This window comes from Sulfitobacter sp. W074 (assembly GCF_025142275.1).
Taxonomy (GTDB): Bacteria; Pseudomonadota; Alphaproteobacteria; order Rhodobacterales; family Rhodobacteraceae; genus Sulfitobacter; species Sulfitobacter profundi.
The window spans coordinates 243,510-265,718 of record NZ_CP081130.1 but is presented as its reverse complement, the minus strand read 5'-3'; the positions used below and the strand labels follow the sequence as shown (position 1 = coordinate 265,718).

At 59.7% G+C, this 22,209-nt stretch carries 24 protein-coding genes and 1 tRNA gene; 5 read left to right on the top strand and 20 right to left on the bottom strand.

The window, feature by feature from the left end; all coding sequences use genetic code 11:
• Positions 1-5 precede the first annotated feature (5 nt).
• Complete coding sequence (gene msrB / locus K3762_RS01315) at positions 6-455, top strand: peptide-methionine (R)-S-oxide reductase MsrB (protein ID WP_067624619.1); 450 nt, start codon at positions 6-8, stop codon at positions 453-455.
• Positions 452-961 (top strand): peptide-methionine (S)-S-oxide reductase MsrA, encoded by a 510-nt coding sequence (msrA, locus tag K3762_RS01310; protein ID WP_067942613.1) that lies wholly within the window; start codon positions 452-454, stop codon positions 959-961. Before msrB ends, msrA begins: the two co-directional genes overlap by 4 nt.
• A 29-nt stretch (positions 962-990) precedes the next feature.
• Here msrA and K3762_RS01305 read toward each other — a convergent pair whose 3' ends face one another.
• From K3762_RS01305 to K3762_RS01255, 11 genes are all read right to left on the bottom strand, one after another.
• Complete coding sequence (locus K3762_RS01305) at positions 991-2,997, bottom strand: hydantoinase/oxoprolinase family protein (protein ID WP_260011071.1); 2,007 nt, start codon at positions 2,995-2,997, stop codon at positions 991-993.
• Positions 2,998-3,008: 11 nt separating this feature from the next.
• Positions 3,009-4,073: a tRNA epoxyqueuosine(34) reductase QueG gene (queG, locus tag K3762_RS01300; protein WP_132444041.1), complete on the bottom strand. Its 1,065-nt coding sequence runs from the start codon at positions 4,071-4,073 to the stop codon at positions 3,009-3,011.
• Positions 4,073-4,741 carry a glutathione S-transferase family protein gene (locus K3762_RS01295; RefSeq protein WP_067624607.1) on the bottom strand — a complete coding sequence of 223 codons (669 nt, stop codon included), beginning with the start codon at positions 4,739-4,741 and terminating at the stop codon, positions 4,073-4,075. Before K3762_RS01295 ends, queG begins: the two co-directional genes overlap by 1 nt.
• A 58-nt stretch (positions 4,742-4,799) precedes the next feature.
• Positions 4,800-5,528, bottom strand: coding sequence for a monofunctional biosynthetic peptidoglycan transglycosylase (gene mtgA, locus K3762_RS01290; protein ID WP_132444040.1), 729 nt, complete (start codon positions 5,526-5,528; stop codon positions 4,800-4,802).
• A gap of 7 nt (positions 5,529-5,535) precedes the next feature.
• Positions 5,536-6,240 carry an SGNH/GDSL hydrolase family protein gene (locus tag K3762_RS01285; RefSeq protein WP_132444039.1) on the bottom strand — a complete coding sequence of 235 codons (705 nt, stop codon included), beginning with the start codon at positions 6,238-6,240 and terminating at the stop codon, positions 5,536-5,538.
• Positions 6,241-6,489: 249 nt separating this feature from the next.
• The gene (gene gltB, locus K3762_RS01280) at positions 6,490-11,022 is read right to left on the bottom strand and encodes a glutamate synthase large subunit (RefSeq protein WP_260011068.1); all 4,533 of its coding nucleotides are present in this window, start codon (positions 11,020-11,022) and stop codon (positions 6,490-6,492) included.
• Positions 11,019-11,453 carry a GFA family protein gene (locus K3762_RS01275; protein WP_067942620.1) on the bottom strand — a complete coding sequence of 145 codons (435 nt, stop codon included), beginning with the start codon at positions 11,451-11,453 and terminating at the stop codon, positions 11,019-11,021. The genes gltB and K3762_RS01275 overlap by 4 nt, the downstream gene beginning before the upstream one ends.
• Positions 11,450-11,923: a GFA family protein gene (locus K3762_RS01270; protein WP_165935538.1), complete on the bottom strand. Its 474-nt coding sequence runs from the start codon at positions 11,921-11,923 to the stop codon at positions 11,450-11,452. The genes K3762_RS01275 and K3762_RS01270 overlap by 4 nt, the downstream gene beginning before the upstream one ends.
• A 1-nt stretch (position 11,924) precedes the next feature.
• The gene (locus tag K3762_RS01265; RefSeq protein WP_120349902.1) at positions 11,925-13,358 is read right to left on the bottom strand and encodes an NAD(P)-dependent oxidoreductase; all 1,434 of its coding nucleotides are present in this window, start codon (positions 13,356-13,358) and stop codon (positions 11,925-11,927) included.
• A gap of 159 nt (positions 13,359-13,517) precedes the next feature.
• On the bottom strand, positions 13,518-14,324 hold the full coding sequence (locus tag K3762_RS01260) for an undecaprenyl-diphosphate phosphatase (RefSeq protein ID WP_120349901.1): 807 nt from the start codon (positions 14,322-14,324) through the stop codon (positions 13,518-13,520).
• Positions 14,324-15,310, bottom strand: coding sequence for a complex I NDUFA9 subunit family protein (locus tag K3762_RS01255; protein WP_260011062.1), 987 nt, complete (start codon positions 15,308-15,310; stop codon positions 14,324-14,326). The genes K3762_RS01260 and K3762_RS01255 overlap by 1 nt, the downstream gene beginning before the upstream one ends.
• Positions 15,311-15,478: 168 nt before the next feature.
• Between K3762_RS01255 and K3762_RS01250 the strand changes: the two genes are divergently transcribed.
• A tRNA-Leu gene (locus tag K3762_RS01250) sits at positions 15,479-15,564 on the top strand.
• A 144-nt stretch (positions 15,565-15,708) separates the two neighbouring features.
• On the opposite strand, the gene K3762_RS01245 is transcribed toward K3762_RS01250, so the two are convergent.
• From K3762_RS01245 to K3762_RS01220, 6 genes are all read right to left on the bottom strand, one after another.
• Positions 15,709-17,022: a hypothetical protein gene (locus tag K3762_RS01245; protein ID WP_260011060.1), complete on the bottom strand. Its 1,314-nt coding sequence runs from the start codon at positions 17,020-17,022 to the stop codon at positions 15,709-15,711.
• Between the two features lie 2 nt (positions 17,023-17,024).
• A complete protein-coding gene (locus tag K3762_RS01240) occupies positions 17,025-17,309 on the bottom strand; it encodes a hypothetical protein (protein WP_260011057.1) in 285 nt (94 codons plus the stop codon).
• A 212-nt stretch (positions 17,310-17,521) separates the two neighbouring features.
• Positions 17,522-18,016, bottom strand: a complete 495-nt coding sequence (locus tag K3762_RS01235) for a hypothetical protein (protein ID WP_260011053.1) — start codon at positions 18,014-18,016, stop codon at positions 17,522-17,524.
• A 70-nt stretch (positions 18,017-18,086) separates the two neighbouring features.
• The gene (locus tag K3762_RS01230; RefSeq protein ID WP_260011050.1) at positions 18,087-18,599 is read right to left on the bottom strand and encodes a hypothetical protein; all 513 of its coding nucleotides are present in this window, start codon (positions 18,597-18,599) and stop codon (positions 18,087-18,089) included.
• Entirely contained in the window at positions 18,596-19,015 is a 420-nt protein-coding gene (locus K3762_RS01225) for a hypothetical protein (protein ID WP_260011049.1), read from the bottom strand. The genes K3762_RS01230 and K3762_RS01225 overlap by 4 nt, the downstream gene beginning before the upstream one ends.
• A gap of 55 nt (positions 19,016-19,070) precedes the next feature.
• Positions 19,071-19,652 carry a hypothetical protein gene (locus K3762_RS01220; RefSeq protein WP_260011046.1) on the bottom strand — a complete coding sequence of 194 codons (582 nt, stop codon included), beginning with the start codon at positions 19,650-19,652 and terminating at the stop codon, positions 19,071-19,073.
• Between the two features lie 106 nt (positions 19,653-19,758).
• Here K3762_RS01220 and K3762_RS01215 point away from each other — a divergent pair, with 106 nt between their 5' ends.
• Together K3762_RS01215 and K3762_RS01210 are read left to right on the top strand one after the other, a co-directional pair.
• Entirely contained in the window at positions 19,759-19,995 is a 237-nt protein-coding gene (locus K3762_RS01215; protein ID WP_260011043.1) for a helix-turn-helix transcriptional regulator, read from the top strand.
• The gene (locus tag K3762_RS01210) at positions 19,992-20,231 is read left to right on the top strand and encodes a hypothetical protein (RefSeq protein WP_260011041.1); all 240 of its coding nucleotides are present in this window, start codon (positions 19,992-19,994) and stop codon (positions 20,229-20,231) included. Before K3762_RS01215 ends, K3762_RS01210 begins: the two co-directional genes overlap by 4 nt.
• Before the next feature lie 484 nt (positions 20,232-20,715).
• Here the strand turns inward: K3762_RS01210 and K3762_RS01205 are convergent, their stop codons facing one another.
• The 3 genes from K3762_RS01205 to K3762_RS01195 all read right to left on the bottom strand — a co-directional run bounded on the left by K3762_RS01205 (position 20,716) and on the right by K3762_RS01195 (position 22,167).
• On the bottom strand, positions 20,716-21,333 hold the full coding sequence (locus K3762_RS01205; RefSeq protein WP_260011038.1) for a Fic family protein: 618 nt from the start codon (positions 21,331-21,333) through the stop codon (positions 20,716-20,718).
• Positions 21,330-21,518: a hypothetical protein gene (locus K3762_RS01200; RefSeq protein ID WP_260011035.1), complete on the bottom strand. Its 189-nt coding sequence runs from the start codon at positions 21,516-21,518 to the stop codon at positions 21,330-21,332. The genes K3762_RS01205 and K3762_RS01200 overlap by 4 nt, the downstream gene beginning before the upstream one ends.
• A gap of 418 nt (positions 21,519-21,936) precedes the next feature.
• Positions 21,937-22,167, bottom strand: coding sequence for a hypothetical protein (locus K3762_RS01195; protein WP_260011032.1), 231 nt, complete (start codon positions 22,165-22,167; stop codon positions 21,937-21,939).
• Positions 22,168-22,209 lie beyond the last annotated feature (42 nt).

The following is a 22,209-nucleotide window of genomic DNA, read 5'->3' as shown; positions in this document are numbered from 1 at the left end:
ACCCCATGCCCCAATACGAGAAAACCAACGCCGCGATTGATGCGCTGAGCCCCGAAGAATTCCACGTCACGCAGCGCAGCGGCACCGAACGCCCCGGCACCGGCAAATACCTGAACAACAAAGAGCCGGGCATCTACGTCGACATCGTTTCGGGCGAGCCTTTGTTCGCCAGCGGTGACAAATACGAAAGCGGCTGTGGCTGGCCCAGCTTTACCAAACCGATCGTGCCTGCCTATGTCGAAGAGTTGGAAGACGCCTCGCTCGGCATGGTCCGCACCGAGGTGCGCAGCAAACACGGCGACAGCCACCTTGGCCACGTCTTTCCCGACGGCCCACCGGATCGCGGCGGGCTGCGCTATTGCATCAACTCCGCCTCTTTGCGCTTCGTCCACCGTGACGACATGGAGGCCGAAGGCTATGGCGAGTATCTCAACCAAGTGGAGAATGTGACATGACAACCGAACGCGCAGTATTGGCCGGTGGCTGTTTCTGGGGGATGCAAGATCTGATCCGCCGCCGCCCCGGTGTGGTCTCGACCCGCGTCGGCTATACCGGCGGCGATGTGCCCAATGCGACCTATCGCAACCACGGCACCCATGCTGAGGGGATCGAGATCAACTTCGACCCCGAGAAGACCTCCTACCGTGAGCTGCTGGAGTTCTTCTTTCAGATCCACGACCCCACCACGATGAACCGTCAGGGCAATGACCGCGGGATGAGCTACCGTTCCGCGATCTACTATGTCGACGATGAACAAAAAGCGGTCGCCGAAGATACCATCGCCGATGTCGAAGCCTCTGGCCTGTGGCCGGGCAAAGTCGTGACCGAGATCGAACCCGTTGGCGATTTCTGGGAAGCAGAGCCAGAGCATCAGGACTATCTGGAACGTCTGCCCAATGGCTACACCTGCCATTTCCCGCGCGCCGATTGGGTGCTGCCCAAACGCGCAGCGGCTGAGTAACGATGCTGCCCCCGGCACCGCGCCGGGGGTCAGCCCGCCGCCACGCGCGGCCGCCCCGAGGCTTCGACGGTAAGCGCGGCCTCGACAAACACCTCCCGCCCCTCAATCTCGGCCATACGAATATCGCGCGTCACATGACACTCGATTTGTGCGGCCCCGGCTGACTGGGCCCGCGCGCGGGCGGTTTCGGTCAAAGCAGTCTCTGCTTCGGCCAGAGCGCGTTCGGCATTCGGGAAATCCTGTGGGCCATCGGCCAGATGAACGCGAAACACCCCTTCGTGCGGGACGATGACAGTGCCGCTTTCACGCATGGTCACCCGCCCCACCACCGCACCGATGGCATTGGCGACATGGGCGTGGTCGGGCAGGATCATCTCGCTCCCCAGCCTCTCTCCTACCGCCGGGTAATAGGTCGCCGCTGAAGCGCCCAAGCCCACGACAGGCAAGTTCAGACCCGCATCAATCCGCAGCACGCCGCGATGCCCCGACAGGCCACGCTGCATCAAAACATGCCGTGCCAAGGTCTCGGGCGGCAGATCAAAGGCGGGGGATTCTTCGGCAAAAGCAGTCTCTAACAGGGCCAAAGCAGTCTGATCGGTCAGCTGGTCGATGATGATTTTGGCAAGGCTCTCGGGCTCGGGGCAGAACCGCAGGCCCGAGCCGCCGCGCTTGCGTCCGAACAACGCCAACGCCTTATGCGCAGCCGCGCTGTCCCATGCGACAAGATGCCCGGCGACATGGCTCGCATCACTGGGCGTAACCCCCGCCACCTGCACCAGTCCGCGCGCCACCAACCGGTTCAAAGCGCCCTGTTCGACCCGGTTCCGCAGCACGTCGCCCAAGGGCCAGACATCGGTGCCGATCCGCTCCAGCAGTGCCAAGTCGCGCGGGGCCAGACCTTCGACCTCCTGACCCGACACGGCCCGCACAAAACGGCCATCATGCTCTCCCACCACACTCCGCCGCAGTTGGGCGTCCAAGGCTCTATGCACCACCTCGCCCGCCTCCACCGCGAGGAGAGAGACCGGCAGCAGCCGCTTCGGCCCTAGGGTCACGCCCGCGGTCAGACCTTGGGACGTGAAATGCACTTCGCTGTCACCGCCCAAGCCATGGGTCCGCATCGCCACCGCCTCTACCATGGTTCGATAGGGGCCAACCTGCGCACCCGCCGGATCAATCGCCGGGCGACCGTCGCGCAACAGCGCTACATCGGTCGTCGTCCCGCCGATATCCGACACCAGCGCCGTCTCTGCCCCGGTCAACCAGCGCGCGCCCACGAGCGACGCAGCAGGGCCGCTGAGAATCGTCTCGATCGGGCGCTCGCGGGCCTGCGCGCTCGACATCAAGGCACCGTCGCCGCGCACCACCATCATCGGGCCGCTGATGCCCAAGCTGCGCAACTGATCCTCGGCCCGGCCAATCAGCCGATCGATCATGCCAATCAGCCGCGCGTTCAGCAAAGCCGTCAGCGCCCGCTTCGGCCCGTTCAGCTTGGCTGAAAGACTATGAGACGCCGACACCGGACGCCCCGTGACCTCTGCCACCAGTTCCGCGACCCGCTGCTCATGTGCCGGATTGCGCGTGGCGAATTGGCTGGCCACGGCAAAGCCGCTTACATCGGCCCTATGCGTCTCTAAAAAGGCGATTAGGGCTGGCTCGTCCAGCGGCGCAACCTCGGCCCCCGCATGGTCGTGCCCACCAGCCAGCAGCAGGCAAGGGTCACCCCGCAGCGCCTCTGACAGCCCATGCGCCTCAAGATCAGGAGCGCGGAATCCGACATAGATCAGCGCCACGCGCCCGCCCTGCCCTTCGACCAGCGCGTTGGTCGCCAGCGTGGTGGAGAGCGAAGCCATGGCGATCTGATCCGCCGCCACGCCGGACTGCGCCAGCACTGCGCTGACCGCATTGCCCACGCCAACAGCCAGATCGGCGCGGGTCGTCAGCGCCTTGGCCGAAGCGATCACCTCTGACTCATCGCGGATCAGCACCGCATCGGTATAGGTGCCGCCCGTGTCCACGCCCAATAAAACCGCCATGGGCGTGCCTCCTATGCCAACAGCTCTGCCGCCCAACGCGCGGCATCGGCCACGGTGGGGTCAGCATCTTCGGTCAGAGATTGCGCCACCGGGCGCAGCCGCGCCAGCCCGGAATTGCCGATGGCATAGAGCACGTTGCGCACAAAGCGATCCCGCCCGATGCGTTTGATCGGAGAGCCGGAATAGCGCGCGCGGAACGCGGTATCATCCAGCGCCGCCAACTCTGCCAAATCCGCCGGCTGCACAGCGGGGCCGTGATAGCGCATATCACTGGCCGCCACGGCGAATTTGTTCCACGGGCAAGCGGCAAGGCAATCGTCGCAGCCATAGATCCGGTTGCCCATCTTCTCACGTAGGTCCAGATCGACCGGCCCTTTGTGTTCGATCGTCAGATAGGAAATGCAGCGCCGCGCGTCGAGTTGATAGGGCGCGGGGAAGGCATCTGTCGGGCAAGCATCTAGGCAGGCGCGGCATGACCCGCAGTGATCCACCTCTCGCGCATCAGGGGCCAGATCAAGCGTGGTAAAAACAGACCCTAAAAAGGCCCAATTGCCGAACTGCCGGCTCAGCAGGTTGGTATGCTTGCCCTGCCAGCCCAACCCCGCCGCCTGCGCCAGCGCCTTTTCCGGCACCGGGGCGGTATCGACGAAAACCTTCACCTCAGGGTCAGCCGCGCGGGCCTCCTCCATCAGCCAACGCGCCAGCCGTTTCAGCCGTTTCTTGACGATATCGTGGTAGTCACGCCCCTGCGCATAGACCGAGATCGCCCCCTTGTCGGGATGCTCCAACACCGCGCGGGGGTCATGGTCGGGGGTGTAGCTTTCGGCCAGCATGATGACCGACCGCGCCTCGGGCCAGAGTGCTGCGGGATTGCCGCGCCAATGCATCCGCTCTTCCATCCAGCCCATCTGCCCGTGAAACCCCGCCTCGACAAAGCGGGCGAGCCTTTCGGGCATTTCGGGCACGTCTTCGGGGCGGCAAATACGGCAGGCGACAAAGCCTTCCTCAAGCGCCCGAGCCACCACCCGCGCCTTGAGGGCCTCCGGCCCGGGGTCGGCGCGGGGGGCGGCGGGCATCAGAAGTCGAGGTTGTTGTAATGCACCGGCGGCGGAAAGCCCGGCAACTGGTCGGCGAGGATCGACCGAAAGGCGGGACGCGATTTGATCTTGGCGTACCAGTCCTTAACCACGTCAGAGCGGTTCCAATCCACGTCCGAGATATAGTCGAGCGACGACAGATGCGCGGCGGCGGCGAAATCGGCCAGCGTCATCACGTCACCCGCCAGCCAGCGGCGGTGATCCAGCAGCCAAGCCATATAGTCGAGGTGATATTTGATCGCCTTGGCCCCGGCCTTCACGTTCTTGCTGTCCGGGTAGCCCTGTTTGGTGACCTTCTTGTTGACCCGCTCGTACAGCAGTTTCGAGGTCACCTCGTCGTGGAATTTGTCGTCGAACCAGCTGACCAGACGGCGCACTTCCAAGCGCTGCACCGGGTCGCTGGGCAGCAATGACGCCTCTGGGCGGGTCTCTTCGATATACTCACAGATCGCGGCGCTTTCCGCCATCATGATCCCGTCAAGCCGCAGCACAGGCACCTTGCCCGCCGGATTGCGGCGCAGGAAATCGGGGTCTTGCTCCCAATAGCGCTCCTCGACCAGTTCCACCTCGATCTTCTTCTCCCCAAGGCTAAGCCGCACCTTGCGACAGAAGGGGGACAAGGGAACGTGAAACAAGCGAGCCGTCATATAAAGTCCGTGTGGTTAAAGGGATTGCACTCTTCCATGCCTGCTGGCGGGAGGATTTTCAACTCTCGAAACAAGCGGCACGACCGTCCGCGCGGATGGTCGCCGCCCCGTCCATGATCTGGGCCGTGCGCTTGCGGGTAAAGTCACCGGGCCGGGAGGCGGAACGCTCTTTCGGGTCGGGCAGGATCGCGGCAAGCCGGGCGGCCTGCGTCGGGCTCAGGTCTGCTGCCGCGACGCCAAAGTAATGCGGGGCCGCAGCACCAACGCCAAAGACACCTTCGTCGAACTCGGCCACATTCAAATAGACCTCGATGATCCGGCGCTTGGGCCAAAGGGTTTCGACCAGCGGGGTCATCCCGGCCTCAAGTGCTTTGCGCAGCCACGAGCGCCCATGCCAAAGATAGACGTTCTTGACCGTCTGCTGGCTGATCGTGGACGCCCCGCGGGCAGAGCCATTTTCAATCGCGGTGCGGATCGCCTGCATGTCAAAGCCCCAGTGGTTGCAGAAATTCGCATCCTCTGCCGCGACAGCCGCGCGGGCCATCACGGGGGCGATCTGCTCAAGCGGCACCCAGTCGCGCTGCACCCCACCCAGACGGCGCGATTCCGAAAGCATGTAGACCCCAGTGGGCGGGTTGACGAAGCGGAACAGCAACACCAGCAGCACAGCCAAGACAAAGGCCAGCGCCAAGGCACGCACCACCCAGCGGCCCGCGCGTTTCTTCAACGGGGGGCTTGCCTTGCTCGATTTCTTGCCCTTGGGGGCGGTCTTTTTCCGTGTCGCCATGGATCAGCTATAGGCCGTCTGCGGGTTTTTGTGAACGGTTCTCGCGCGCGGTGATTTCTTGGGCGAGGTAGGCACCGATCCAGGCAGAGCCACGGGCGGAGGGATGCACGTTGTCCCCGGCGAATAGACCGCGGTCCCCCCGGTCGATCACGTCTTCGGAATCAACGAAATGGATCCCCGGGCGGCCTGCGGCAAAAGTGGCGATGCGGGATTCGATTTCGACCAGATCATCGCGGCATCCGGCAAAGGAGCCTGTGCCGGAGCCTGCGTAATAGCCCATCCACATGACCTGTGCCCCGGTCTGGGCACGGAGGCGTTGCAAGAAGGCGGGGATGCTGCCGCTTTGACCGTCCGGTGCGATCAGCGCATTCACCGAGGCCCCGCAGGCCCCGCAGCCGCAATCGGCGCTCAAATCGTTGGCACCGCCATTCACCACCACCCAGTTCCAGCGCCCGCCGGGGAACTGCTGCTGGATATCAAAGCCAACGGCAGAGGCGATGGTCGAGCCATTGTCGAACTGCGCGCCGGGCACGGCACGGCTGGTGACGCTGCGGCCCGTTTGGTTGGCAATGACATCGGGGATGGAGCGGCCTCCATTCCACGCCATGATGGAATCGCCCAGCACGAGGATATCGCCCCCGCCACGCGGTGCGGTGTCGGTGCAGGCGCTGAGGCCTGTGACTATCAGCAATACCGCTAGAATTTCTCGCATGATCTGCCTCCCGTGGAGAGGCAGAGGTAGCGCAGACACTTTTGAATACCACCCCAGCCCGGAATCAAGCCGCAGGCGCCGGGCCATCGCCTGCCCGTCCCGGCGGGCTGGCGATTTGGTGAGGCTGGGCGAACCTTCGCGAACACACATCATCGCTGCGCCATAAAGTGGCCCGAAGCGGCGTTTCAATCGCCACCCCACGGGCAGGCGATGTCCCTCCCGCGCGGCCGAAGCCGCGCGGGGGATAACTTACTCCGCTGGAACTGCTGTCTCTTCCACCGACAGCGGCGCGGGCAGATGCACCAGCATCTCCTTCGGGCAGACCTGCAGGAAGTTGTGCTTCTCAGTCTCCCAATGCTGAAGAATATCGGCGGCCTTGCGGCTGTTGGTCTCGGCGACATGACGCTCCAGCAGCCCGTGCAACTGGTCCAACCAATGCTCGACGCTGACCGGGCAGGTCACGATTGTTTCGGCATTCATCAGCTTCGGCGCCAGCCCGTCGGGGTCATAGAGATAGGCCATCCCCCCGGTCATCCCGGCGGCAAAGTTCGCGCCGATCTCGCCCAAGATCACCGCCACACCGCCAGTCATATATTCACAACCGTTGCTGCCGCAGCCTTCGATCACCACATGCGCGCCCGAGTTGCGCACCGCGAAACGCTCGCCCGCCCGGCCCGCGGCAAAGAGATAGCCCGCCGTCGCACCATAAAGCACCGTGTTGCCGATGATCGTATTCTCCGACGCCACCACTGGGCTCGCCATCGAAGGCCGCACCACAATCGTACCGCCCGACAGACCCTTGCCGACATAGTCGTTGGCATCGCCCGAGACTTCGAGCTTCAGCCCCGGTGCCGCGAAGGCGCCGAGCGATTGTCCGGCACTCCCGGTCAGCTTCACCGTCAAGTGGTCCGGCTGCAGGGAATTGCGCATACCGAAGCGTTTCACGATATGGCTCGAAACCCGCGTGCCGACCGTCCGGTGCGTGTTCTGCACGGCGTAGGACAGCTGCATCTTCTCACCATCCTCAAGGAAACGCGCGGCATCCCGGACGATCTGCGCATCAAGCGTATCAAGCACCACCTGACGCGGTTTGTCGCGGTCATAGACGTTCTCATGTGCGCCATCGACGGTGATCAACAGCGGGTTGAGGTCCAGATCATCCAAATGCGCCGAACCTCGGCTGACCTGCGTCAGCAGGTCTGCCCGGCCAATGACTTCATCAAGGCTGCGCGCCCCGATGCTGGCCAGAATCTCGCGCACTTCGGTGGCATAGAAGGTGATGAGGTTCACCACCTTATCCGCATTGCCGGTGAACTTGCCACGCAGAGCTTCGTCCTGTGTGCAAACACCCACGGGGCAAGTATTCGACTGGCACTGGCGGACCATGATGCAGCCCATAGCGATCAGCGCGGCGGTGCCGATGCCATATTCCTCGGCCCCCATCATCGCAGCCATGACGATGTCGCGTCCGGTGCGCAGGCCACCATCGGTGCGCAATGTCACCCGGTCGCGCAGGTTGTTCATCGACAGAACCTGATGCGCCTCGGTGAGGCCCATCTCCCACGGCAGACCCGCATATTTGATCGAGGTCGCAGGCGAGGCCCCGGTGCCACCGTTATGGCCCGAGATTAGGATGATGTCGGCCTTGGCCTTGGCCACGCCCGCAGCAATCGTGCCGACACCGCTCGACGCCACCAGCTTGACCGTCACCTTGCAGCGCGGGTTGATCTGCTTGAGGTCATAGATCAGCTGCGCAAGGTCTTCGATCGAGTAGATATCGTGGTGCGGCGGGGGCGAGATCAGCGTCACGCCCTTGGTCGAATGCCGCAGCCGCGCGATCAGATCGGTGACCTTCATGCCGGGAAGCTGCCCACCCTCACCGGGCTTGGCACCCTGTGCGACCTTGATCTCCAACTCTTCGCATTGGTTCAGATACTCCGCCGTCACGCCAAAGCGGCCCGAGGCGACCTGTTTGATCTTGGCGCTTGGATTGTCGCCGTTGCTTTCTGGCACGAAATGCGCCGGATCTTCGCCGCCCTCGCCGCTGTCAGATTTCGCGCCAATACGGTTCATCGCCACGTTCAGCGTCTTATGCGCCTCTGGGGAAAGCGCGCCCAGCGACATGCCCGGCGTTACGAAACGCTTGCGGATCGAGGTGATGCTCTCCACCTCCTCCAATGGCACCGGCGTGCCCTTGGGCTTGATGTCGAGCAGGTCACGCAGATGGATCGGCGGGTTGCTCTGCATCTTTTTCGAATACTGCTGCCACATCTGATAGGACGCCTTGTTGCAGGCCATTTGCAGCATATGCATGCTACTCGCTTCCCAAGCGTGTTTTTCGCCCGTCTTGCGCTGCTTGTAGAAACCGCCAATCGGCATCACGACCCCGTCGCCCTGCCAGCCTTTGGCGTGGACCTCTTCGGCCTTGCGCTGAATGCCGACGACACCGATGCCGGAGATGCGGCTGGTCATGCCGGGGAAATACTCGGCGCACATGGCGCGCGAAAGGCCCACGGCCTCGAAGTTCAGGCCGCCGCGATAAGACGAGATCACGGAAATCCCCATCTTCGCCATGATCTTGAGCAAACCTTGGTCAATCGCCTCACGGTATTTCTGCACCGCCTGCGTCAGAGTCATGTCCAAGAGCCCGCGCTCGATCCGGTCGGCCAAGGAATCTTCGGCCAGATAGGCGTTCACCACGGTCGCGCCGCAGCCGACCAACACCGCAAAGTAATGCGGATCGACACATTCCGCCGAGCGCACGTTGAGCGAGGTAAAGGTCCGCAGACCCTTGCGCACGAGGTGACTGTGCACCGCGCTGGTCGCAAGGATCATCGGCATCGCGACCCGGTCGGCCCCGCTGTGCTGATCGGTCAGCACCAGATGGCCCGCGCCAGAGCGCACGGCGTCTTCCGCCTCGGCCCGAATCCGCGCCAGCCCGGCGCTGAGATTGCCGTTGCCCGCCTCAAATGTGCAGTCGATGGAGACGGTATGCACCTTGAACTGCGCCATCAGTTCTTCGAATTGCGCATTGCCGACGAAGGGACTGTCGAGCACGAGGATCTCGGTCTGGGAGCTGTCTTCGTCGAGCACGTTCTTGAGGTTACCGAAGCGCGTCTTGAGGCTCATCACCCGGAATTCGCGCAAGGAATCGATCGGCGGGTTGGTGACTTGGCTAAAGTTTTGACGAAAGAAGTGGCTCAGCGGGCGGTACTGGCCGCTCAGGACCGCCGAGGGCGTGTCATCGCCCATCGAGGCCAGCGTCTCTTTCCCATCCTCGGCCATAGGCGCGAGGATCTGTTCCAACTCTTCGATGGTATAGCCCGCAGCCACCTGACGGCGGCGCAGTTCGGCCCCGTCAAACAGCGGCTTTTCGGTGACGCGGCCAAGGACATCATCCATCTCGGTGATCTTGCCGACCCATTCGCCGAAGGGCTGGTTTGACGCGAGCTTGTTCTTGATCTCGGTATCGTTGAAGAGTTTGCCCTCTTCCATATCGACCGCGATGATCTGCCCCGGGCCAAGCGCGCCTTTGCGCACGACCCGCGCCTCGTCCAGCGGCACCATCCCGGCCTCGGACCCGGCGATCAACATGCCGTCGGAGGTTTCCACATAGCGCATCGGGCGCAGGCCGTTCCGGTCAAGCCCGGCGCAAACCCAGCGGCCATCGGTCATCGCCAATGCGGCGGGGCCGTCCCACGGCTCCATCACGGAGTTGCAGTAGGAATACATGTCGCGCCATGCTTGAGGCAGTTCCACCGCCTGTTTCGACCACGATTCCGGCACCAGCATCGTCTTGGCCATCGGCGCGGAGCGGCCCGCGCGGACCAGCACCTCGAACACGGAATCCAGTGCGGCAGAGTCGCTGGACCCCGAGGCCACGATCGGTTTGATGTCCTCGGCCATGTCACCAAAGGTGGCAGAGGCCATACGGATCTCATGGCTCTTCATCCAGTTCATGTTGCCCTTGAGCGTGTTAATCTCGCCGTTATGGGCCAACATGCGGAAGGGCTGTGCCAGCCACCACTGCGGGAAGGTGTTGGTGGAGTAACGCTGGTGATAGATCGCGAAGGCGCTGATGAACTTGTCGTCTTTCAGGTCGGGATAGAATTCGGCCACCTGTTCGGCCAGCATCATGCCCTTGTAGATGATGCTGCGGCAGGACATCGAGGCGATGTACATCTGCGGCACCTGCGCGGCGATGGCAGCTTTTTCGATGCGACGGCGGATGACATAAAGCTCACGCTCAAAGGTCTCTTCGTCGACACCTTTGGCGTTGGAAATCAGGATCTGCTCAATCTCGGGCCGGGTCGCGTTGGCCTTTTCGCCCAACACGGAGATGTCCACCGGCACATGCCGCCAGCCGTAGATGTAATAGCCCATGCGGAGCACTTCGGTCTCCACGATGGTCCGGCAGGTTTCTTGCGCGGCAAAGTTGGTGCGCGGCAGGAAGACTTGGCCCACGGCGATCAACTCGTTCTCGCGCGGGGTGTGGCCGGTGCGGCGGACCTGCTCATAGAAGAAGGGCACAGGGATCTGCACGTGGATGCCCGCGCCATCGCCGGTCATCCCATCTGCGTCAACCGCGCCGCGGTGCCAGATCGCCTTGAGCGCGTTGATCCCGTTCAGCACGACCTCGCGGGTCTTCTCACCGTTGATGTTGACCACAAGGCCCACGCCGCAGGAAGAATGCTCTTCCTCGAAACTATACATGCCCTTATCGGCCATCATCGCGCGTTTGGCTTCTTCGCGGGCCACCCAGGCGTCATCATATTTGGTCATGGCTTGGTTCCTTCCACAAACGCCGCAAATCCTGCTTCGACTTCGGCCTTGGTTTTGATCTCGTGGTCCCCGGCAAAGGCATAGCCGTCGGGCTTCACATCTATGTAAATCTCGGTCTTGAGCGGCAGGCCGCCCGCATTCTCCACCAATCCGGCAGAGAGTGAGTAATAGTCATGCCCCGGCAGCGTGAGGTGATACCAAAGCGTGCTGCCGCAACTGTCGCACCATGCCCGCTCAGCCCAGTCCGAAGAGGCATAGGATTTCACCGGGCCGTCATAGGTCAGGCTGCCCGGTTTCGCGTCAATCTCAAGGAACGCACTGCCGGTCCAACGGCGGCACATCTCGCAGTGGCAGGCACCAAGCGCGTCTTTCAACGGCTCAAAGCTGACCGTGACCGCCCCGCAAAGGCAATGACCGCTCAAAAGGCTCATCGCTTGTCCTCCACATGCAGGGCGCGGGCCTCGTAATCGGCTTTGCTCACCCGCTCCAGTTCTCCGGCCAGGGCAAAGTTGCTTGGGGCGCGATCGGCATAGACCACACGCGCCAGCTTTGCCCCGCCAAACCCGTCGAAGAGCCCCGGAGCCAGTTCCAGCAGCTCCGCGTTCTCGCCTTCGGTATCGGCAAACCAAACCGCCGTGCCGCAGGTCTCGCACCACGCCCGCTCGGCGAAGGAGGATGAGGCATAGGTCCGGATCGGCCCCTTGTAGGAAACCCGCGCGCGTGGCACTTCGATCCCCATTTGGACAGAGCCGCTCCACCGGGTGCAGAGGTCACAATGACAGGCCGAAATCGCAGCCAACGGCCCGGTCACATCCACCGTGACCGCGCCACACAGACAGTGGCCGTGGTGTGCTTCACCCCCCATGGCGTTGTCCGCTTTGATGGCTGCACCAGCACTCATCTCATTCCGCAGCGATGCGCTGCGCCCCGTTGAAATCATCAAGGATCGCCTGCGCGCAGTCGCGGCCATCCTTGATGGCCCAGACCACAAGGCTGGCCCCGCGCACGATGTCGCCCACGGCATAGACACCATCAAGCGCCGTTGCCCCGGTGACGTAATCGGCTTTGATCGTGCCCCAGCGGTTCACCGGCAACTCCGGTTCGTTCCAAAGGGTCGGCAGGTCTTCTGGCTCGAACCCAAGCGCCATGATGACGAGGTCGGCGTCTTCGACGTAATCCGCGCCTTCGATCACCTCGGGGGCCTGACGGCCAGTGACATCCGGCGCGCCGAGGCGCATCTTTTGCACCATGACCCCGGTCACCGGATCGCCGACAAAGCCCTTGGGCGCGCTCAGCCATTCAAATATCACGCCTTCTTCCTCGGCGTTTTGCACTTCGCGTTGGCTGCCCGGCATATTGGCCCGGTCCCGACGGTAGAGACATTTGACGCTCTCCGCGCCTTGGCGGATCGAGGTGCGCACGCAGTCCATCGCGGTGTCGCCACCGCCGATCACGACGACTTTCTTGCCCGCAGCGTTCAGGCGACCGCTTTCGAATTCATCGACCGAGTCGCCAAAGCTTTTGCGGTTGGAGGCGGTGAGGAAGTCGATCGCCCGCTCCACGCCGAAACCACCCACACCGGGGGCTTCGATCTCGCGCGTTTTGTAAACGCCGGTGGCGATGATCACCGCGTCATGTTTGCCCCGGATCGCGCCAAAGCTAAGGTCGACGCCCACATCGCAGTTCAATTCAAAGGTCACGCCACCTTCGGCAAGCTGCGCATTGCGGCGCTCGACCACGTCTTTCTCAAGCTTGAAGCCGGGGATGCCATAGGTCAGCAGGCCGCCCGCACGGTCGTAGCGGTCATAGATGGTGACCTGCACGCCCGCGCGGCGCAGCATGTCCGCCGCTGCCAGACCGCCGGGGCCGGCGCCGATGATGCCAACGCTTTCAGCGCGCTCTTCGCGCGGGGCGGCGGGTTTGACCCAGCCCTGCTCCCATGCGGTGTCGGTGATGTATTTCTCGATCGAGCCGATGGTGACGGTGCCATGGCCCGACTGCTCGATCACGCAGTTGCCTTCGCACAGGCGGTCCTGCGGGCAGATGCGGCCACAGATCTCGGGGAAGGTATTGGTCGCCTGACTGATCTCATAGGCCTCTTGCAGACGCCCTTCTGCAGTCAGGCGGAGCCAGTCGGGGATGTTATTGTGCAAAGGGCAATGGGTCTGGCAGTAGGGCACGCCGCATTGGCTGCACCGGCTGGACTGTTCAGCCGCTTTCGCATCCGCATATTCGGCATAAATTTCGTCGAAATCCGTCCGGCGCAAATCAGGCGGGCGTTTTTCGGGCATATCCCGCGCAACGTCTGTAAATTTTAGCATGACCTGCTTCGCCATATACCCGTTCCTTCGACAAATTCCGTCAGAAGGCTCGTATACGAGAGCGCCCAAGTAAATAAAAGACAGTAGCGCTGACCTATTTACCTCTTTCCGGGCAAATGGAACGCCCGGAGGTCATTTTTATGCGTCATTTAAGGTCCGATGCGGACCTAACTATCAAAACCCCGCCCAAAGCGCGATGATCACGACCCCACCCACAAGGATTCGCCACCACCCAAAAAGCGCGTAGCCATAGCGGCTGATGTAATCGAGCACCCAACGCACCACGAAGACGGCAGAGATAAAGGCCATGACAAAGCCCACGGCGATCTCGCCCATGGCAGAGGCATCCAGCACGTCGCGGTTCTTGTAGATGTCATAGGCAAAGGCGCCCGCCATCGTCGGCATCGACAAAAAGAACGAGAATTCCGCCGCGGCGCGCTTGCTGGCCCCCAGCAACAGGGCGCCAACGATCGTCGCCCCCGACCGCGAGGTGCCCGGCACCATGGCAAGACATTGGATCACGCCGATCTTGAACGCCATGGAAAGGGGGAATTTGGTCGCGTCGGAATAGGTCGGCGCAGGTGCGATGCGATCCACGATCAACAGCACCACCCCGCCCAGCACCAACATGATGGCGATCAGCAGAGGTGTTTCGAACAGGACCGTCTTGATGAAATCATGGGCCAAAACCCCGATGAACACCGCAGGCAGAAAGGCCAGAAGCACCGACCAGATAAACCGCCGCGCCTGCGGATCATGCGGCGCGGCCGAGAATACCGCCCAAAGCCGTGCGGAATAAACCGTCAGGATCGCCAGCACCGCGCCCAATTGGATCACGACTTCAAAGGTCCGCCCGGCGCTCTCAAAGCCCAAGAAGTGACCGGCCAACAGAAGATGCCCGGTCGAAGATACGGGGATGAACTCTGTCAGCCCCTCCAGCAAACCCAGAAAGGCGGCGATCAGAGTGGTCGACTGTTCCATTATCCCTGCCGCAGGTTACGTGCCGATGCTTTGATGGCGTCATATTGCCCCGAGGGTCGGAACCGCCAGAGATAGTCGGGCAGCACCGCGTCCATCGCGGTGGGGGTGATGCCGAGCTCGGTAAAGCCGCGCGCCCCTTCTGCCACAACGTTGTCATTGCGCAGGTTTTTGACCTGATCGCGGGTCAGCATCTTGTTGGTGAAAAGACCAAAGGTTGCGGCCTGCACCATGTCGAACCCAAAGGCGACGATCTTGGCTAAGAACCACGGCATGTTGAGCACCAAACGCCGACGGTGAATCACCTCAAGCATACGCTGCATCAGGCCGCGGAAAGTATCCACATCAGGGCCACCAAGCTCATAGACACCCGCGGGGGCCTGCCCCTCCAGAGCCTTTTCGGCCGCTTTGGCAACGTCATCGACAAAGACCGGCTGGAACCGGGTAGAGGCACCGGCGACCGGTAGGATCGGGCCGGTGCGGGTCATGCCCGCAAAGCGGTTAAAGAACTCATCCTCGGGGCCAAACATGATCGAGGGGCGCAGAATCACGGCCTCAGGCATATGTTTGAGAATGGCGGCCTCGCCCTCGCCCTTGGTGCGGGCATAGTCGCTCTCGGCCTCCATATCCGCGCCGATGGCAGAGACATGCACGAAACGCGCAACTCCTTCGGTTGCGGCCATATGGGCGATACGCTCCGCCCCTTCGGATTGCACCGCGTCAAAGCTGTTCTTGCCGGTTTCGACCAGAATGCCGACGCAGTTCACGACCGCGTCCGCCCCACGCAGAGCGTCGCGCACGGAGCCATCGTTGCGAATATTGCACAAAACAGGTTCGACTTGGCCAACCACACCATAGGTCCGCACAAAGAGCGCTTCGTTGGGGTGGCGCACCGCCACCCGTACCCGCCAACCAGCTCTGGCCATGCGATACGCGATATAGCGTCCGACAAACCCCGAACCGCCATAAATCGTGACCAGCTTAGACATTCTGCCGCTCCTGTAGATAAATTCTCTGACAGGATGTACCCGTGCGCCGCCGCTGTCACAAGGCCAAACCCCCGGTTGTAGCGATCCCCGCGCAGGATTTTCTAGATTTCGCTCAAATTGCGATTGACAGTCACCCGGCTGAGCCTTAGAGCACCCCACACGATACGTGCCCAGGTGGCGGAATGGTAGACGCGCTAGCTTCAGGTGCTAGTACTGGCAACGGTGTGGAGGTTCGAGTCCTCTCCTGGGCACCAATATTCCCCGATAAGTGATTGAAACCACGCTGCTTTTAGGAAGCAGGCAGAATTCAATCCACCCGTCTATCCCCCCCTTGGATATCGTTTAATTTCCCCTATCAACGTAATATCGAACCAGTACGAACTACTGATGTTAGACGGTTAAGCGCGACTCGGGGTTAGCCACTGCATAGGAACCTCGCTTTCGCTCAATGCTGCGCTCGCAGCCACTACGAGTCCGATTAAGCTAAGAATTAGCACTACTAGCGCCGCTATGACCAAGCGCCGTTGAGGCGTTAAGGAGATGGCCACTCGAAGGCAATCATGCAGAAAATCGCTTGAGCGAAAGCGCTCCACCACCTGCGATGATAACCCCAAAACCAGAGCAAAAGAGATCAGCGAAAAAAGTGTGCCTACGATGTTCCTATTGACCCACATCGCTGCAAGTCTGACAAATTCTTGCTGGTAACTAGGGTTTGGACCCGGGTCTCCTACATATAGTGGAGTCAGTACTGCGATCAGGATCGCGAATATAGGAATTACTCGACTATAAAATCTTGCGGAGATGCTAGGCTTCGCCAACTTGTCGCTCAGAGCCTGAATGCTCGCATCCACTGAGGCCATTGTTGTGTGGTAATTGTAGCTCGGGTATGTTGACCGAACTTGAGCAGCATCCTTAAGCCTACCTGACCGGTAATATTTCGGAGTGCTAAGCTGGTGAATGCAGTGAACTTCTTCAAACGCTTTAGCATATGCAAGAACCCCTTTGCAGTTCATCAACTCACTTAGGGACTGGTCACGCTTCCGGTGTATAACCCAACGGTACAGCGAATAGACTGTTTCCCTTTTCCAGGCCTCAACTCCCTCTGTCACAGGTGTTACGTCTAGGATCGTGTCAGATGTTGGAGCATGATGCTGATGTCGATGAGCTATATCTCTAAGAAAAAAGAAAACCTGCGAGGCAATCCGTTTCTCGACTTCTGGTTCGACCCTATCATCCTCAGCAAAGGTAAGTTTAGCTTGACCATTCCGGCACATACAGACCGCACAGAACGACCCTTGACGAACAGCAGCTTCGTTGAGGAATTTCTCTGCTAGTTCTGTGAACTTTTTTTCGACTTCGGCGTCATCCTTGAAGTCTTTCAACGCCTGCAATTCGCCCTTCAGCGCGCTAAACCGGGATACCGAAAGCTCTAAGCAAGGCCCACGTAAGGTATCATATCCATCCGTGGAGTTCGTCTCTCCGAAGAATACAAAGACCGAAAAGCTTTCGCGGCGGCGAAGCCAGTTAAGAAAATCTCCCAGCCGTCCGAATGCCGCATCTGTGGTTCGCCGTCTCTGAGCGACAACGACGAAACTGCGCTCTCCTACTGCGCGAAGATACTTAAATTCTTTTGGCGGACTCTTGCCTGTTCCAACTGTCGAAAATGAGAGCCGTCCCGTGATTGTGGGAATCCAACCGAAATAACCGTGCAAACCTAGCCAGCCAAACCGTTCAAATACTCATCAGAAAGCTTTCCTTGGGGAAGCCAGTTTTGGGTCGCCTTGTCCCAAACCTTACCCTTGGCGATCCGAGGGTCACGAAGCCCGTTAGGATCAGACTGAACCTCGCCATACAGAACCTTTTCTGAGGAACCAGACAGTTGATTGGCCTCTGTCCAGCGGCTCGACGGTACAGAAAGCACGATGCGTAAAAAACCGATCACGCCAGCAATCAAAAATAGCCCAATGATAACAACGCTAACGAGAAACATCGTGCCCATTTAAACTACTCCCCTGATTCGATGAATATGAATCTTCAGATCACTCGCGTCAATCTTCTTCGGCTCGCGTCTATGTTTATTACCAACGCGTGACAACAGCTTTAGTTCGAGTTGAACCGTCTTAGCGACGTTAATCAAGTGAGCTTAGGCACTTAGAGTGGTGCATTTGATGGCTTCAAAGTAGCAGCCCTACAGAGCCAAGTCTGCGAATCTTACCTCGAACAGGCAACCACCAAAGGCGGATCAGCCGGGAACGACCTCAGATCAAACCACTTGAACCGGGTCCCGTCTGCGTTCCGCTGGTCGCCCATGACAATCTGCGGGGCGTTCACCCGGTTGCGAATGAGCGCAGCACGGAATGCCCGCAGATCAATCAGCCACCACGCCTCCAAGCCCGTTTGACCAGCGTTAGAATGGCCGTAGAACATCCAGTCACCATTGCCGTTCACAATCTTGGAAAGCTCTGTCTGCGCGCCTGATGCCACCGCTGAGCGTATGGTGAACTGATAGGGGTAGCGCTGAGCATAGCCGGGACGCCTTACCCTTGCCGCAACGCGCATGTCGCGGGCATCCAGCATCATGAGGTCGGTGGCTTGGATGTGGTCAAATGGGTCGGCAGCGGTTTCCAAAAGATAACCGCCGATCAATTGCTTTATTTCAGGCAAGAACCTGTCGGACCAGTTCCGGTTGTTGGTGTAGCAGTTCATTTGCTTACAGTCTCCAATGCGGCCCCCACCGCGTTGCCCACGCCCCGGCAGAGGGGCGCAGGCGGGTTCGTTAGGCCTTAGCCCGCAGGTATTCGATCACGGTCTTCTGAGCGCGGGGATACTGCTCGCACAGCAACTCCCCGGCGCAGTCCTCCACACACCATTCCAGCATGGCGGCTGCGTCCGCATCTGACTTCGGTTGATAGTTGGAAACCTGTTCGGCCAACCGCTCAATCGCTACGTCGAGAGCGCCCAATTCGGCAGGCTCTGCTTTCTGCTCAGACGGTATAGACTGCATCAGTGTATCCCTGCTTCGTCTGGCCGCTTTCCATTGATCCAGCAGGCCGACAGCATCAGTTCTGGCCTTGGCATCCTGCGCAGGGCGTTCGCGACGCAACTCAATCTGCTCAAGCGTACTGATAAGATCACCGGCCATGTTGCCCGCCATCTTAACCGTGTGCGCTGTGGCTTCCCCGTCTCCGGGCTGATCGGGCGCATCCCCTTCAAGTGAACGGACACAGACGCGCAGAATGCTGCTGAGGTCGTATGCATTGGCGATTGCGGTTGCGAGGTTCGTGTTCATTGGTTCGCCTCCAGTTGCGCCTTCCGTGCGTTAGGGGTGGCATCCACCAGACTGGACAAGTCAGCGGCCAAGCGCTCGCTCTTGCTGATCACCTCTTGTGCCAAGGCATGAGCGGCGTTCGATGCAGGGGATGACACGCTTTCGGATTCACTGACCAGAAGCTCGAGGCCCTGCAATAAGCCGTGCAAAAAGATTGCGTCGAATTCGACATCGGCCAGCAAGGGGGCTTTGGGCTTGCGATGGGTCGGACCATTCCCCAAGAGCGCCCAGTCGAGCGTCAGGTGGTGCTTATCGCAGTAATCAATGATTTCCCGGTTTGGTGCGCCATCTGCGCTTAGGATCATCGAAGGCGCGGTATCCCCTGCGCTCTCTGCGAAATGGTTGAGCCGGAAGCGGATGGTTTCAAGGTCGTTCATGGTAGTCTCCTTTGATTTTAACTGACGGAGCATCAGCCCCGCCAAGCTTGCGTGTTCAGGCGCGGTATTCGTGGACAACCCCATCAACCGCGATGCGTGAGGTGGTCGCCAGATTGACGGAGCGGGGCGCGTGGGCCTGCGCGTCCCAAACGGGCATCAAGTGAGGGTGGCGGGCTTTACGCGTCTCTACGGCTCGTTTTCCAGCCTCTGTGGCAGCATCGCCTTTGACATGGCGCTGCAAGCGTTCGGTGCCGTCAGCCTTTGTGAAGGTGACAGCGCAGAAACGGCCACCGGCAGAGGCGATCAGGTCGCGCTTGGAGGCATAGTCCGGGGCAGCGGCCTCATGCTCCTGTGCGGCCCTCAGCGCAGCGCGTAGGACGCCAATACGGGCATAGTCGGGCTGCTCCCAGTGGGTCTTGCTTTCGAGGATGGCAATTTCGTTCTGAATGCGGGTCACTTCGGGCGATGCCAGCTTTTGCTTTTCCTGCCGCGCATTCATTGCCCGTTCGTGCTTGGCATTAGACCATGCGGCTTTCAGGGCGCGGCGCATGATTACTCGGAACCCGTACAGGGCCACGTTGGCTTTGCGAACGATTTCCCAAGCGGCGGTCATAATGGCTTTGCGGTTGTAGGTCATTTGGCATCCCTTCCTTGCGTACGTAATGTCGTATCGATACACTGTATATATAGACACACACACGGTGCGGTCAATACCTAGTATCGATAAAAGGGACATTGTAGCGATGAATGGCAGTCAGGCACGGATGGCGCGCGCTCTAGTTAAGCTTGGGGTGCGCGAAATTGCATCAGCAGCGGGCGTAACGCCGAACACAATCTCAAGGATAGAAAACGGGTCTGATGCAAAACAGTCGACCATCAACGCTGTCCAGACGGTCTATGAAGATATGGGCGTCAAATTCTTGGCTGCCGGTGACGTGACAACCTCGGCATCAATCTGCATGGAGGAGCAATTAAAATGAGCGCCGATCCGGATGGCAGAATACAAGAAGTAAGGCGGCTTGCGCGGGAGCGCGAATGGATTCCCGTGATACTTGCGCTAGGGGCTGCTGCTGTCGGCTACTGGCGCAATGAAGGGTTCCAGACACCTACGGCTATGGACGCAATTATTGTTGCGGGCATGTTCGGCGTCCTGTGGAGCGTCCTCGACATCAGAGTTATGTTAGCGCGCCACCATTGGGCCACTCTACAGAAGTAGCTTCTGAACATAGTGGGTGGCGATGCAGCCACAAAAAAGACTCGTGACTAGTCTGTACGGCTTCTCCCCCCGTTACTCCCGCGTTTGAGTACGACAACACCGGAGGAATGTAACACAACATCGGAAGCCGGATTTCTCCAATGTTGCGATACTTTTCTCCGGTGTCCTACTAACCAGATTCCAGAAAGGTGTTACATTTCCCTGCTAGCACATCTGAAGGAACGAGAGATTCCGCACCTCTGCCCTAGGTTGCCTCTGGTCAATACATCACAGGTTAACTATCCCCCACGGCATGGGTGATGACATGAAATTCATACGTTTGTATTTTGCAGGAGTAGCAGCCTTGGTGTCTTTAGTGTTGTTGCTAAAAGACGCGGCATAAAGAGCAGCCTTCGCTACCTGTGTTCACTGAGTGGAGCAGGTGCCAAATTGTGGGCAACGGATCGACGACGCTCGGTTTGATAGGTTAGCTAGATGACTTCGCTCACCCGGCTTGGTTCGCCGCTTCGGTTTGCTCCAATAGTAGCCGCTGAAGGAAGTCGACGAGAGGTTGCAATTCCATTTTTCCTCCGTCAGCAGACGCATCTATATCTTGCAATATCTTAATATATTCAGCCCTATTGGCGCGTATCATTTCCGGTAAAATTGGGGCGTATGGAAGCCACCCCCCCGCTGATACACATATAACGAACAGACATGCTGCTCTAGCTGTCCTGCCGTTGCCATTGATGAAGGGATGAATCCGGTTAAGCCGCCATAGAACAAACGCAGCCAAAACCAATGTATCAGTCTCTGCCCACTTTCTGTTAACGTGATTAACGAAATCATCCATTAAGTCCGGCAATTGCCAGTGCGCAGGAAAGTCCTCTTTAGCGCCGACCATGATCGGGCAAGGGCGGTAAACACCAGCATTCGGGTGCAAGCAGGCGATTGCATGAAAGTTGAGAGCTTTAAGCACTGTTTGAGATAGAAAGCCGCGATCAGTGGCAATCGCGGCCTCTACTACAGATTTCAGAAAGTCATAGTGTCGCAGACCATTGGAAATTTCCAACTTCTGATAATTGGGGTCGGCTTCGTTACCTGTCAGGTCGTGCAGGATCAAGCGGCCTGTCCCTCGCTCTCGTCAATCATGCGCTCGACATCAGCACGTGTGATGCCATTCTTCTCGTCGACCGCGCTCATCACAAACGAGACCTTCTGAGACCTGATCTGCGCCTTTGTCATTTTTGCGCCGGCAGCGGCACGGAGGACCTTCATGAGGGCCTCATCTGATCTAATTTCTGTCATTTTGCTTCTCCTAACTGAACAACCCGTTTTTCCGGGATGTTGTTCCCCCCAAGTGTCAGCAGTGATTTAGCGTAACACACAAACTGTTTCTGTCACGTTAATTATGGACGATGGGGGCTTCAGCGTTGGCAGGCAATATTGCTCCTCCCGCAACATTGCAACATAAAAGCATCCTTTGGCCGTCTCGGCTCAACTTTCCCAATCCGAGCTGCTGCTAACACGCTAGCAATAGCATCGAGTGCCACCTACATTTATCAAAACAACCGGAGGAATTGCATCATGCGAAGCAAGATAGCCCAATGGCTTCAAGCGAAAGCTGCCCCGGACGCTACTACGAACCCCTACTGGATAGGTGTATTCTACGTCGTCTGGATCGGGGCAGTTTGGTACTTCGACTGGGGCTGGAACCTCTGGTAACCTAGGCTCCCGGCTGAGAGGCTTCGTACTCGACCTCGCACATGCCTTTTGCCTCAGCCATACCCATTTGCACTTCTGAGACCATTGTATCTGGGCCAAGTTCGCCCAGCGCATCATAGATATTCCAAGTCAGGCAGATCAAATATTCCTCGAACGATTTGCAGTGCTCCGCAATTGCTCGCCCCACAGGATCGGCAGCAAGGGCCTCTGCGGCCTGTTGAATGGCATCCACCCGATCAGGCCGCATTGGTCGTTCAAAAAGGATCTCTCCCTG